11 protein-coding genes are annotated in these 13,333 nt (G+C 59.3%); 9 read left to right on the plus strand and 2 right to left on the minus strand.

The features are described from left to right. Nucleotides 1–171: 171 nt before the first annotated feature. The 4 genes from dapE (at nucleotide 172) to ACR0LH_RS16530 (ending at nucleotide 5,693) form a co-directional block, all read left to right on the plus strand. The gene (gene dapE / locus ACR0LH_RS16515; RefSeq protein ID WP_480721720.1) at nucleotides 172–1,311 is read left to right on the plus strand and encodes a succinyl-diaminopimelate desuccinylase; all 1,140 of its coding nucleotides are present in this window, start codon (nucleotides 172–174) and stop codon (nucleotides 1,309–1,311) included. 1 nt (nucleotide 1,312) lies between these two features. Next, entirely contained in the window at nucleotides 1,313–1,888 is a 576-nt protein-coding gene (locus ACR0LH_RS16520) for a TIGR04282 family arsenosugar biosynthesis glycosyltransferase (protein WP_480721721.1), read from the plus strand. A 50-nt stretch (nucleotides 1,889–1,938) separates the two neighbouring features. Further along, a complete protein-coding gene (gene rnr / locus ACR0LH_RS16525) occupies nucleotides 1,939–4,197 on the plus strand; it encodes a ribonuclease R (RefSeq protein ID WP_480721722.1) in 2,259 nt (752 codons plus the stop codon). Between the two features lie 197 nt (nucleotides 4,198–4,394). Then, complete coding sequence (locus tag ACR0LH_RS16530; protein WP_480721724.1) at nucleotides 4,395–5,693, plus strand: lytic murein transglycosylase; 1,299 nt, start codon at nucleotides 4,395–4,397, stop codon at nucleotides 5,691–5,693. 57 nt (nucleotides 5,694–5,750) lie between these two features. On the opposite strand, the gene ACR0LH_RS16535 is transcribed toward ACR0LH_RS16530, so the two are convergent. After that, the gene (locus ACR0LH_RS16535) at nucleotides 5,751–7,148 is read right to left on the minus strand and encodes an aspartate aminotransferase family protein (RefSeq protein WP_480721726.1); all 1,398 of its coding nucleotides are present in this window, start codon (nucleotides 7,146–7,148) and stop codon (nucleotides 5,751–5,753) included. A 75-nt stretch (nucleotides 7,149–7,223) separates the two neighbouring features. Beyond that, nucleotides 7,224–7,907, minus strand: a complete 684-nt coding sequence (locus tag ACR0LH_RS16540; RefSeq protein WP_480721727.1) for a GntR family transcriptional regulator — start codon at nucleotides 7,905–7,907, stop codon at nucleotides 7,224–7,226. Nucleotides 7,908–8,047: 140 nt separating this feature from the next. On the opposite strand from ACR0LH_RS16540, the gene ACR0LH_RS16545 reads away from it, so the two are divergent. The 5 genes from ACR0LH_RS16545 to ACR0LH_RS16565 are packed head-to-tail and all read left to right on the plus strand — an operon-like array spanning nucleotide 8,048 to nucleotide 13,333. After that, the gene (locus ACR0LH_RS16545) at nucleotides 8,048–9,133 is read left to right on the plus strand and encodes a polyamine ABC transporter substrate-binding protein (protein WP_480721728.1); all 1,086 of its coding nucleotides are present in this window, start codon (nucleotides 8,048–8,050) and stop codon (nucleotides 9,131–9,133) included. A 24-nt stretch (nucleotides 9,134–9,157) separates the two neighbouring features. Beyond that, complete coding sequence (locus ACR0LH_RS16550) at nucleotides 9,158–10,330, plus strand: ABC transporter ATP-binding protein (protein WP_480682066.1); 1,173 nt, start codon at nucleotides 9,158–9,160, stop codon at nucleotides 10,328–10,330. Further along, nucleotides 10,330–11,220, plus strand: a complete 891-nt coding sequence (locus ACR0LH_RS16555; RefSeq protein ID WP_480721730.1) for an ABC transporter permease subunit — start codon at nucleotides 10,330–10,332, stop codon at nucleotides 11,218–11,220. Before ACR0LH_RS16550 ends, ACR0LH_RS16555 begins: the two co-directional genes overlap by 1 nt. Then, nucleotides 11,217–12,035 (plus strand): ABC transporter permease, encoded by an 819-nt coding sequence (locus tag ACR0LH_RS16560; protein WP_170388811.1) that lies wholly within the window; start codon nucleotides 11,217–11,219, stop codon nucleotides 12,033–12,035. Before ACR0LH_RS16555 ends, ACR0LH_RS16560 begins: the two co-directional genes overlap by 4 nt. Further along, complete coding sequence (locus ACR0LH_RS16565) at nucleotides 12,032–13,333, plus strand: NAD(P)/FAD-dependent oxidoreductase (RefSeq protein ID WP_480721732.1); 1,302 nt, start codon at nucleotides 12,032–12,034, stop codon at nucleotides 13,331–13,333. The genes ACR0LH_RS16560 and ACR0LH_RS16565 overlap by 4 nt, the downstream gene beginning before the upstream one ends.

Consider the following 13,333-nt stretch of genomic DNA (forward strand, 5'->3'; position numbering starts at 1 on the left):
TTGAACGGTGCGGCAAGATGGTCTTTGGGTAAACAGTCATGATTTATTGGAACGCCAATCTGGTGGATTGGCAAAAAAGCCACTGAAATCGTGTCTGCAGGGGTTGGCAATTTGCTCAATTCGTTGAATCTGTGCGCGATCCCGCGAAAATACAGTCAGAAAGAGACGAAAATGACAGATCCGGTACAATTGACAGCGGACCTGATCCGTTGCCCTTCGGTCACACCAGAAGAAGGTGGCGCCCTTGTACTGCTTGAGAAAATCCTGTCCGACGCTGGATTTGACTGCACTCGGGTAGACCGTGGCGGCATCAGCAACCTATTTGCCCGATGGGGCGCAAAAGGGCATTCGCGCAGCTTTGGGTTCAATGGTCACACGGATGTTGTTCCGATCGGGGATGAGGCCGCATGGACCATGCCGCCCTTTGGGGCCGAGATCAAAGATGGGGTCATGTACGGTCGCGGAACGACGGACATGAAGTCCGGTGTTGCGGCCTTTGCTGCGGCTGCGGTTGATTTCGTGCGCGAAACGCCTCCGGACGGGGCGGTGATCCTGACCATTACGGGCGACGAAGAAGGTGATGCCGTGGACGGGACAACCGCGTTGCTGGACTATATGGACAGCGCGGATGAGAAGATGTCGGTCTGTCTGGTGGGTGAGCCGACCTGCCCCAATACGATGGGCGAGATGATGAAGATCGGCCGTCGCGGTTCGATGAATATCTGGTTCACCGTGACCGGGGTGCAGGGGCACGCAGCCTATCCGCACCGGGCCAAGAATCCGATGCCCGCAATGGCGCGGTTGATGGATCGGCTGGCCAGCCACGAACTGGATCAGGGCACGGATCACTTCGACGCCTCGACACTGGCTGTGGTGACAATCGACACCGGAAACCCGGCGACCAACGTGATCCCTGCGCAATGTACCGGCGCGGTGAATATCCGCTTCAACGATCTGCATTCCGGGGCCAGCCTCAGCGATTGGCTGCGGGCCGAGGCCGCTGCGGTGGCGGACGCGTTTGGGGTTGAGATCGACGTGCGGATCAAGATTTCGGGCGAAAGTTTCCTCACGCCCCCCGGTCCTTTGTCTGATCTGGTTGCCAAGTCGGTTGAGGCGGAAACGGGTATGAGACCAGAGATGTCGACGACGGGTGGCACCTCGGACGCGCGGTTTGTCAAAAATCACTGCCCGGTGGTGGAATTCGGTCTGGTCGGGCGCACGATGCATCAGGTGGATGAATGCGTCGAGGTGGCCCAGATCGAGCAGCTCAAGGCGATCTATTCACGCATTTTGCGGGATTATTTCGCCTGACATGCAGCGCACCCTTGTGATCATGGTGAAAGAACCGCGGCCGGGGCGGGTGAAGACCCGATTAGGCCGCGATATCAGCATGGTCGGGGCTGCATGGTGGTTCCGGCACCAGACTCGTTCGCTGATCTGGCGCTTGCGCGATCCACGCTGGCAGATCGTGCTGGCGGTCTCGCCAGATCGCGAGGGGCTGAGCAGCCGCGTCTGGCCTGCGGACCTGCCGCGCGCCGCGCAGGGGCGTGGTGATCTGGGCGACCGGATGGGGCGGATGCTGCGCGGGATGCCAGTTGGCCCCGTCTGCCTGATCGGTGCGGATATTCCGGGGATCACCCGCGCTCATATTGCGCGGGCGTTCAGGGCGCTGGGGTCTTCTCAGATGGCCTTTGGGCCTGCGCCGGACGGCGGCTATTGGCTGGTAGGCGCTCAGCGATTTGGCGCGCTGCCCAGCGGCCTGTTCAAAGATGTGCGCTGGTCTACCGAACATGCGCTGGCGGACACGCTGACCTCGATCCCCGGCGCGCGTGTTGCCCTGCTGGATCAACTAAGTGATGTGGACATGGTGGCTGATCTGAAACGCTGATCCGCTTTTTTAGTCATGACGCCGTCGCACGCCCGTGTTACGCCGAATGTATGAGTCGCATACCCACCAAGCAGGAGGTCCTTGATTGGATCTCGGCGAACCCCACCCTGACCTCGAAACGCGATATCGCCAAAGCCTTTGGGATCAAGGGCGCGGCGCGGATCGATCTGAAACGCATCCTGCGCGAGCTTGAGGCCGAGGGCCATCTGGAAAAGCGCAAGCGCAGCTATGGCGACCCGGATCGTCTGCCGCCGGTCAGCGTGTTGCAAGTAAAGGCGCCGAACGCGGATGGCGACCTGTTCGCCCGCCCGCTGGAATGGCACGGTGAGGGGGTCGAACCCATCGTGCTGCTGATCACCCGTGCCAGCGACCCGGCATTGGGCGAGGGCGACCGGATTCTGGCCCGCCTGACCGTGGTGCATGAGGAAGACCATAATTACGAGGCCCGCCTGATCCGCCGCATTGGAACAAACCCGCGCAAGATCGTGGGTATCTTCCGCAAAGGGGCCGAGGGCGGACGGATCGTGCCCATCGACAAGGCAGGCCAAAACGAGTGGCTGGTGCCCGATGGCGCGGTACATGGGGCCAAGGATGGCGAACTGATCGAAGCGGAACAGGCCGGGCCCAAGAACCGCATGGGCCTGCCCCGCGCGCGCATTGTGGAACGGTTGGGCGATCCCACCGCGCCCAAGGCGGTATCGCTGATTGCGATCCACCAGCATGGCATCCCGGATGACTTCCCCGACAAGGTGATTGATGAGGCTGACAAGGCCAAACCGGTCGGCCTGAAAGGGCGCGAAGACCTGCGGGATATGCCTCTTTTGACCATCGACCCTTCGGATGCGCGGGATCATGATGATGCGTGCTATGCCCACGCAGATGATGACCCCAAGAACCCCGGCGGCCACGTGATCTGGGTCGCCATCGCCGATGTTGCTGCCTATGTGCAGCCCGGAACCGCGCTGGATCGCGAAGCACGCAAGCGGGGCAATTCCAGTTATTTCCCCGACTGCGTGGTGCCGATGCTGCCGGACCGTCTGTCGGGCGATCTGTGCTCGTTGCACGAAGGCGTCCCGCGCGCCTGTATCGCCGTTCGGATGCAGATCGACGCCGAGGGTAACAAGATCGGCCACCGGTTCGTGCGCGGCCTGATGCGCTCGGCCGCGTCGCTGCACTATGCCGAGGTGCAGGAGGCCATCGATGGCAATCCGAACGACCGCACCGGGCCGCTGCTGGAGACGGTCTTGAAACCGCTCTATGCCGCCTATGCCGCGCTGAAAACTGCGCGCGGGGTTCGGCAACCGCTGGAGTTGGACCTGCCCGAACGCAAGATTGTCCTCAGCGACACTGGTGAAGTGACCAGCGTGGCGTTCCGCGACCGGCTGGACGCGCATAAGCTGATCGAGGAGTTCATGATCCTCGCCAATGTCGCCGCGGCTGAAACGCTGATCGCCAAACGCCGCCCGCTTCTGTTCCGAGTCCATGAAGAACCCGCGCCCGAAAAGCTGGAAAGTCTACGGGAAACGGCTCAGGCCGCCGGGCTGAATCTGGCCAAGGGCCAAGTGCTGCAGACCCGTCACCTGAATGCGCTGCTGAACGCCGCTGCGGGGACCGAGGATGCCGAGCTGATCAATCTGACGACCCTGCGGTCTATGGCGCAGGCGTACTATAACCCTGAGAATTTCGGCCATTTCGGGTTGGCGCTGCGGAACTATGCCCATTTCACCTCACCCATTCGTCGCTATGCCGACCTGATCGTGCATCGTGCGCTGATTGCGGCGCATGGGTGGGGGCAGGACGGGCTGACCGAGGATGAAATCGCGCGGCTTGATGAGACCGCAACACATATCTCGGATACCGAGCGTCGATCCATGATGGCTGAACGCGACACCACCGACCGCTATCTGGCGGCCTATCTGAGCGAGCGTGTGGGCAATGAGTTCACCGGCCGTATCAGCGGCATTGCCCGGTTTGGCGCTTTCGTAAAGATGGACGAAACCGGCGCGGATGGGCTGGTGCCGGTGCGGTCTCTGGGGCGCGAATTTTTTCATTTCGACCGCGAGGCCGGGACGTTGATGGGGTCGGATACCGGCCTGATCATCGCCATCGGCCAACGCGTTACCGTGCGATTGACCGAGGCGACGCCGGTGACTGGCGGGTTGGAATTGGAGTTGTTGTCCATCGACGATCAGGCTCTGCCCCGGGGCCGTGGCCCTGCCAAACGCGGCGCACGGCTCAAGGTTGTCAGCAGCAAACGCAAGAAAGACAAAATCAGGCGAAAGATCGAACGCAAGCGCCGTCAGAGATGACGAGTCTCGACCTTGTGTTTTTAAGCCAACGGTGACGGGTTCCTCCGATCTGAACGGCAAGGTCGTGCGGCTCGGTCCAGTTAACGTCTGGCCGGATTGGGGCTGAAGGCGAAAGATTGCGACGTGTCTACATGATCGCTTTGTCGAAATGCGGTTTTGCGCTATCCTGAGGCTGAGCAGTAATCAGGAAAATCGGAATGCGTAAATGCATAAGCGGCGTCATGACCGTTGCATTATGGGCATCCATAGTGCAGGCGGAATCGCAGGACAATTCAGATAATTTGCAGGTCTTGCAGTTGGCTTCGGCCGATGTAACGGTCTCGATCCGACCGGTCATTCGACCTACAGCCAAGGAGTATCGGGTGTCTACCGAAGGAAACGCGCGGTTTCAGGCGTGGCTGGGTGCCTTTCGTGAGCGCGCCCTTGAGCAGGGGATTTCCGGTCTGACCCTGGACCGTTCGCTGGAAGGCCTGACATATGACAAGGATGTCATCAAACGGGATCGCAATCAGGCCGAGTTTTCAAAACCAATTTGGGAATATCTGGATACCGCTGTCTCGGACCGGCGTATTGCCGATGGCCGCGCAGGATTGCAGCGCCACGGCGACACACTGACCCGGATCGAGGCGCAGTACGGCGTTGAAAAAGAGGTTGTGGCCGCGATCTGGGGGTTAGAGACATCCTTCGGGTCCTTTCGGGGAAGCGACCACACCATTCGATCTCTGGCGACGCTTGCGTTTGATGCGCGTCGGGCGCGGTTCTTTGAAACTCAGTTGATTGCCGCGTTGCAGATCATTGAGGCCGGGGACGTCCGCCCTAACGACATGGTTGGAAGCTGGGCTGGGGCGATGGGGCATACGCAGTTCATGCCGACCTCGTATCTGGATCACGCCGTGGATTTTGACAGAGATGGCCGCCGCGATATCTGGTCAGATGACCCGACGGATGCGTTGGCCTCTGCCGCGTCTTATCTGGCGCGCCATGGTTGGACGCAGGGGCAGCCATGGGGCGTTGAAGTGCGTCTGCCGGACGCGTTCGATTTTTCCACCGCCAAGCGAGACTATACTTTGCTGCCATCTGAATGGGCGGCGCGGGGTGTGACTGCAATGGATGGCAGCCCGGTGGCAGATCATGGGCAGGCCGCGATCCTGCTGCCTGCAGGCGGGCAGGGCGTTGCGCTTATGATTTTTGATAATTTCAGCGTGATAGAGGCCTATAACGGCGCAGATGCTTACGTGATTGGTATCGGCCATCTTTCAGATCGCCTGTCCGGTCGCGCCCCGTTTCAGGCTGATTGGCCGCGCGGGGATCGCGTGCTGAGTTTCACCGAGAAAAAGGAACTGCAGACGCGGCTGACCCAAGCTGGTTTCGACACGCAGGGCATCGACGGGCGGACCGGTCCCAACACGGTCAATGCCGTTCGCGCCTATCAACTGGCGCAGGGGCTTTTGCCCGATGGGTATCCCAGCCTGAAACTGCTGGAACGTATGCGCTAAAAAAGGGCGGCCCCAAAGAGCCGCCCGTTTCAGTTTCCAAACAAGGTCAAATGCCGCTTATGACGCGGCTTTCATCAACCCCTGTTCGATGATGTCAGCCTGCGCTTCGTCCAGCGATTTGTGGATGCGCACAAACATTTCGTCGATATCTGACGGGGTCAGGACCAGCGGCGGCGAAATGATCATCCGGTCACCGACGTGGCGCATGATCAGGTTGTTGGCAAAACAACGGTCGCGGCAAACATAGCCTACGGTGCCGGGGGCCGAGGCGAACTTGGCGCGGCTGGCCTTGTCCGGAGTCAGCGCGATCGAGGCCATCATGCCGACGATTTTCGCCTCACCCACCAGCGGGTGATCAGCCAGCGCCTCCCACTTTTCCTTGAGGTAAGGCGCGGCGACGTCGCGGACATGTTCGACGATCTTTTCTTCTTCGAGGATGCGTAGGTTCTCTAGCGCGACTGCGGCCGCGACCGGGTGGCCGGAATAGGTGTAGCCGTGGTTGAACTCGGTCCCGCCGATGACCTCGGCAATCTCGTCATTGACGATTGACCCGCCAATGGGCGCATAGCCCGAGCTGAGCCCCTTGGCGATCGTCATGATATGGGGGCGGATGCCCACAGTTTGCGAGCCGAACCAGTTGCCGGTACGACCGAAGCCGCAGATCACCTCGTCCGCGATCAGCAGAATATCGTATTTGTCGCAGATGCGCTGGATTTCGGGCCAGTACGTGTCAGGTGCCACGATCACGCCACCAGCGCCCTGCACGGGTTCCGCGATGAAGGCCGCAACGCGGTTTTCACCCAGTTCCAGGATCGCTTCTTCCAGCTCGCGCGCGCGGGCCAGACCGAAGTCCTCCGGCGACATGTCACCGCCTTCGGCCCACCAGTTCGGCTGGTTGATGTGATGGATGTTCGGGATCGGAATGCCGCCCTGCGCGTGCATCCCAGCCATGCCGCCCAACGAGGCCGAGCCGACGGACGAACCGTGATAGGCGTTGTGGCGGCTGATGATGATGTTCTTGTCGGGCTGGCCTTTTTCGGCCCAGTAGGTGCGCACCAGACGGATATTGGTGTCGTTGGCCTCGGACCCGCCAGCGGCAAAGAAGACATGGTTCAGATCGCCGGGCGCAAGTTCGGCCAGTTTCTTGGCCAGCGCGATGGCGGGCACGTGGGTGGTTTTGAAGAAGGTGTTATAGTAGGGCAGCTCGCGCATTTGACGCGCAGCGGCCTCGGCCAGTTCGTCGCGGCCATAGCCGATGTTGACGCACCACAGGCCCGCCATGGCGTCCAGAATTTCTTCGCCGTCACTATCGGTCAGATAGACGCCCTTGGCGCGGGTGATGACGCGCGCGCCCTCTTTCCCAAGTGCGCCGTTGGCTGAAAACGGGTGCATGTGATGAGCGGCGTCCAGCGCCTGCAACTCGGCGGTCGGCATGTGATTGGTGATGGTCGACATCAGTGAATCTCCTGCAAGAGCGGTTGGGCATCACAATATGATCAAATTTTTTCCTGTCAATCGAATCACGATAATCTAGGAGTTCGCTAACGCATCTGCCATCAGTTCCATGCCCTGTTCGATGTCTTGTGCGGTTGCTTTCATAACAAGATCAGCGTCCTGATTGCGAAGGGCTGCAATGATGTCCTTGTGACGGTCCGGCAGGCTCTGAGTTCCGAATCGACCGCATACGACCCGCAGCGACGGCCCGAATCTGAGCCATAGACGTTCTGCCAGATCGTTGAGAATCGGTGCATCGGCATGAGCGTACAGGGTTTCGTGAAACTGGTGGTTCAGTCTCAGATACCCACTGACATCGCCGTCGGCGATTGTCTGGTCCAACTGCTGGTCAAGACGTTCCAGATAGTCGACATCGGCAGGTAAAACGTTTGTGGCCGCTCGTCTGGAAAGCTCTGATTCGATTGATATTCTTGCATAAATCATCTGCTCCACGTCGCGCTGCGTTAGCAGCGGCACGCTGACCCTGCGGTTGCCCTGAAATACCAGCGCTCCGTCCGATATCAGCCGTCGGATGGCCTCTCGCACGGGGGTCATGCCAACGGCGAGCGAATCAGTCAGCCCTTGGATTGTGACGGGCTGTCCGGGGACCAGTTCGCCATACATGATCTGGGATCTGAGTATCTGGTAGACCTGTTCATGAGCGGGTCGTTTCTGATCGGATGCGGACGACCCGAGCGCCTTATTTTTGATCAAATCCAAGTGGTTTGCCCTGTTTCCAATGATGTTGACTTGCCAGGTGCCTGACCTCGTGAAACCATACTTGGGATCGGGGGAAAACGCAAAACTTGATCAAATCCAAAAAAACGGGAAAATACCCGTACACTTGCAGGGAGAAAAAAATGTCAATCAAAACGCTGACCATGACAGCGGTCCTCGCGCTGGGGACTTCGGCGGCCTTCGCCGAAGAGGTGCGAGTTTACAACTGGTCCGACTACATCGACGAAGACCTTCTGTCCAAGTTCGAGGAAGAAACCGGTCTGACCCTCATCTATGACGTCTTCGACAGCAACGAGGTTCTAGAGACCAAGATGCTGGCGGGTGGCTCGGGTTATGATGTTGTCGTGCCGTCCGGCACGTTCCTTCAGCGTCAGATCCAGGCCGGAGCGTTTCAGGAACTGGATGCTTCACAACTGTCCAATTCGGGCAATCTGTGGGATGTCATTCAGGAACGCACTGCGGGATACGATCCGAACAACGCCTATTCGATCAACTACATGTGGGGCACCACCGGGATCGGTTTGAACGTGGGCAAGGTAAAGGAAGTGCTTGGCGAGGATGTTTCCCTGAACAGCATGGACTTGGTGCTGAAGCCTGAGAACATGGAAAAACTGGCGACATGCGGCGTACATTTCCTGGACGCTCCGTCCGAGATCATTCCAATGGTTCTGCAATATATCGGCGAGGACCCGGACAGCCATGATACGGACGTGATTGGTAAGACCGAAGAAATTCTGACCAGCGTGCGTCCGCATATTCAGAAGTTCCACAGCTCGGAATACATCAACGCGCTGGCGAATGGCGATATCTGCGTGGCCGTGGGTTGGTCGGGAGACATCCTTCAAGCCCGTGACCGTGCGGCCGAGGCCGAAAACGGGGTCGAGATTGAATACCACCCGTTCGCCGAAGGCTCGCTGATGTGGTTCGACCAGATGGCGATTCCGGCAGATGCGCCGAACCCCGAGGGTGCGCATAAGTTCCTGAACTTCATTCTGGACGCGAACAACATGGCGGCAGCGTCGAACTACGTCTATTACGCCAACGGTAACAAGGCCTCGCAAGAGTTCCTTGAGGAAGACGTGATTGGTGATCCGGCGATCTACCCGGATGATGCGACGATGCAGAACCTCTACATCACCACGCCCTATCCGGCGAAAACGCAGCGGGTTGTGACTCGTCTGTGGACCAAGATCAAATCGGGCACCTGATCCGATTTTCCAAGGCAGGGCGGCATGTCCGCCTTGCCCCATTTTCCAGATTGTCGAACGGGGGCCGTTTTGAACTCTGAAGTCTTTGCGCCGTGGGAGGACCCTCAGGCGAAACCCTTGATCCAGTTCCAGAATGTCACCAAGCGGTTTGGTGAGTTCACGGCGATCGACAATCTGTCTCTGGATATTTTCGAGAAAGAATTCTTCGCTCTGCTGGGGCCGTCGGGCTGCGGCAAGACCACGATGATGCGGATGCTGGCAGGGTTTGAGACGCCCACCGAGGGCCACATCATGCTGGGTGGTCAGGACATCGACCCGATCCCGCCGAACAAGCGGGCGGTGAACATGATGTTCCAGTCCTACGCGCTGTTTCCACATCTGAGTATCTGGGAAAACATCGCCTTTGGATTGCGCCGGGACAACATGCCCAAGCATGACCTCGAGGAACGGGTCGAGGAAATGCTGCGCTTGACTCGGCTGGAACAATTCGCCCGGCGCAAACCGCATCAGATTTCGGGTGGCCAAAGGCAAAGGGTTGCGCTGGCGCGATCTCTGGCCAAGGCTCCTAAGCTGTTGTTGTTGGACGAGCCTTTGGGCGCGCTGGACAAGAAGCTGCGGCAGGACACGCAGTTTGAACTGATGGACATTCAGGAAAAGACCGGCACCACCTTCGTGATCGTGACTCATGATCAAGAGGAAGCGATGACCGTTGCCAGCCGTGTTGCGGTCATGGATCAGGGCAAGCTGATGCAGGTGGCAACGCCGGACAAGATTTATGAAAACCCAAACTCGGTCTACGTGGCGGATTTCATCGGCGATGTGAACATCATCGAAGGGCGTGCAACGCCGAACGGCGAAGACACCTATCAGATCGACTGGGCCGAGGGGCAGGCCCCGCTGACAGCGACTTCGGCCAATGGTCTGGCGCAAGGACAAGCCTGTCATTTGGCGATCCGGCCCGAAAAGGTGACGATTTCCGCCGACCGTCCGGCGGATGCGATCAACGCGGTGCAAGGCAAGGTCCATGATATCGCTTATCTGGGCAATCTCTCCACCTATTATGTCGAGCTGCCGAACGGCACGATCATTAAGGCGCAAACGGCCAATACCCGCCGCATCTCGCGCCGTTCATTCACTTGGGAAGACCCGGTCTGGCTGTCTTGGACAGCGACGGCCGCGGTTCTGCTGGCCGACTGATGCGCCGCGCGTTCCTGATCGCCATTCCCTATGTCTGGCTGCTGGTGCTGTTTCTGGTGCCGTTCTTCATCGTCCTGAAAATCTCGCTGTCCGACATTGCGCTGGCGATCCCGCCTTACACGCCGACGCTGGATTTTTCGCAGGGCTGGGCGGGCATCAAAGAGTTCTTTAGCCAGCTTGACCTGGAAAATTATGTCTGGCTGACCGAGGATGACCTCTACTGGAAGGCTTACCTGTCCAGCGTCAAGATAGCACTGATTTCGACGTTTCTGACCCTGCTGGTGGGCTATCCGATTGCCTATGGCATGGCCCGCGCGCCTGCCGAATGGCGACCGACGCTGATGATGTTGGTAATCCTGCCGTTCTGGACCTCGTTCCTGATCCGGGTCTATGCGTGGATGGGTATCCTCTCGAACGAGGGGTATCTGAACCAGCTACTGCTGTGGACGGGCATAATCTCGACCCCGCTGACCATTCTGAACACTAATACGGCGGTCTATATCGGGATCGTTTATACCTATCTGCCCTTCATGATCCTGCCGATCTATTCGGCGCTGGAGCGGATGGACGAATCCCTGATCGAGGCGGCTGAAGACCTTGGCTGTTCCCGAATTCAGGCGTTCTGGCTGGTGACGATTCCACTGTCGCGCCCCGGCATTATCGCGGGCTGTTTCCTTGTCATGATCCCGGTGATTGGCGAATTCGTGATCCCCTCGCTTCTGGGCGGATCGGGTACCCTGATGATCGGTAAGGTTCTGTGGGAGGAGTTCTTCTCGAACCGTGACTGGCCGGTCGCTAGCGCCGTGGCGGTGGTGCTGCTGCTGATCCTGGTGATCCCGATCGTGCTGTTCCAGCGCAACCAGCAAAAACAGACGGAGGCCGAGCAATGAACAGGCTAAGCTGGTTCAACGCGGTCTCGCTGACGCTGGGATTTGCGTTTCTCTACATCCCGATGATCATCCTGATCATCTTTTCCTTCAACGAAAGCAAACTGGTCACCGTCTGGGCCGGGTTCTCGACCAAATGGTACGGCGAACTGGTCCAGAACCAGGCGTTTCTGGATGCGGCATGGGTGACGATCCGGGTGGCCGTGTTCTCATCAACGCTGGCGACCATTCTGGGCACCGCCGCCGCCTATGTGCTGGTGCGCGGCGGGCGGTTCTTTGGCCGCACGCTGTTTTCCGGCATGATCTACGCCCCGCTGGTGATGCCCGAAGTGATTACCGGCTTGTCGTTGCTGCTGCTGTTCATCGGGATCGGGCTGGATCGCGGTATCCTGACCATCGTTCTGGCGCATACGACCTTTTCGATGTGCTTTGTCTCGGTCGTCGTGTCCTCGCGCCTTGTAACCTTCGATCAGTCGCTGGAGGAGGCCGCGCTGGACCTTGGTTGTTCACCTGCGCAAGCGTTCCGTCTGGTGACGCTGCCGATCATCGCGCCCGCCGTGATCTCGGGCTGGTTGCTGGCCTTTACCCTGTCGCTAGACGATCTGGTGATCGCGTCCTTTACCTCGGGGCCGTCGGCCACAACCCTGCCGATCAAGATATTCTCGGCCGTGCGTCTTGGCGTCAGCCCCGAGATCAACGCGCTGTCCACGATCATGATTGCGGTTGTCACGGTCGGCGTCATAACCGCGTCTCTGGTGACCAAGCGTGCAATGGTCCGGCAAAAGCAGGATGAGATGGCAGCGGCCCGTACAGAATGAAACGGCTGTTCCCGGAATACACTTACGGCCCCGGCCCGCGTGAGGGCTGCTGGTGGGACGAGACAATCGCCGCCCCGGATTGGCCGGAACTGCAGGGCGAGCTAGAGGTTGACGTCGCCATTGTCGGTGCTGGGTTCACGGGCCTGTCTGCGGCTCTGCATTTGGCTGAGGCGGGCGTTTCCGTAGCCGTGCTCGAGGCCGAAACACCCGGTTGGGGCGCGTCGGGTCGGAATGGCGGGTTCTGCTGTCTCGGCGGCTCGAAACTCAGCCACAAAGCGATGGCTCGGATATACGGCGCCCCGGCTGCCGAAAGCTATGGCGCGGCAGAAGCTGAGGCGGTTCACCTTGTTGCTGAGTTGTTGGATGCCCACGGGATCAGCGCGGACACCCATTCAAAAGGGGAAACCCAACTAGCCCACACCGCGCGTGCGATGGAAAACCTTCGCAGAAACGCAGACACATCCGGAGTATTGCACGAGGCGGCGGACCTTTCGGGGCTCGGCTTCGGGGGGGCGTTTCATGGCGGGTATACCAATCCGGTCGGATTCGGCCTGAACCCCAGAAAATACCTGTTCGGACTTGCGAATGCGGCAAGCAACGCCGGTACGAAACTGTTTCAGAAAAGTGGTGTGCAAGCCATACAGAAATCCGCGAAGGGCTTTGACATTCGTACAGCGGCAGGTCGTGTGCGGGCTGAAAATGTTCTAATCTGCACCAATGGATACTCAAGCGAAGATATCCCGGACTGGATGGCTGGCCGCTACATGCCTGCCCAGTCAACGGTTCTTGTAACGCGCCCAATGTCCGAGGCTGAGCTGCAGGCGCAGGGCTGGACCACGGATCAGATGTCTTACGATACGCGCAATCTGTTGCATTACTTTCGTCTCATGCCCGACCGGAGGTTCCTGTTCGGTATGCGTGGCGGTTTGCGGTCTTCGGCCAAGGCCGAAGCTGCCATTCGCCAGAAGGTTCAATCGGACTTTCGCAAGATGTTCCCCGCATGGGCGCGAGTCGACATCACCCATATGTGGTCCGGCATGGTGTGCCTGTCGCGCAGCCTGACGCCGTTTGCCGGGGCGGTGCCGGGGCAATCCGGGCTGTTTGCCGGGTTTGCGTATCACGGAAATGGGGTTGCGATGGGCACCTATTGTGGACGTGCATTGTCGCGTATGGTGCTAGGGCAGGACGCGGCACTGCCAGAGCCGATTGGTCAGAATCCCGGCCGCTTTCCGCTTGGTTTCTGGCGGCGTGCTTTGTTGCCACCCGCTTATGCGATGATGGCGTTGGCCGACTTCTGA

The sequence above is a fragment of the Ruegeria sp. CL6 genome, from assembly GCF_056536465.1.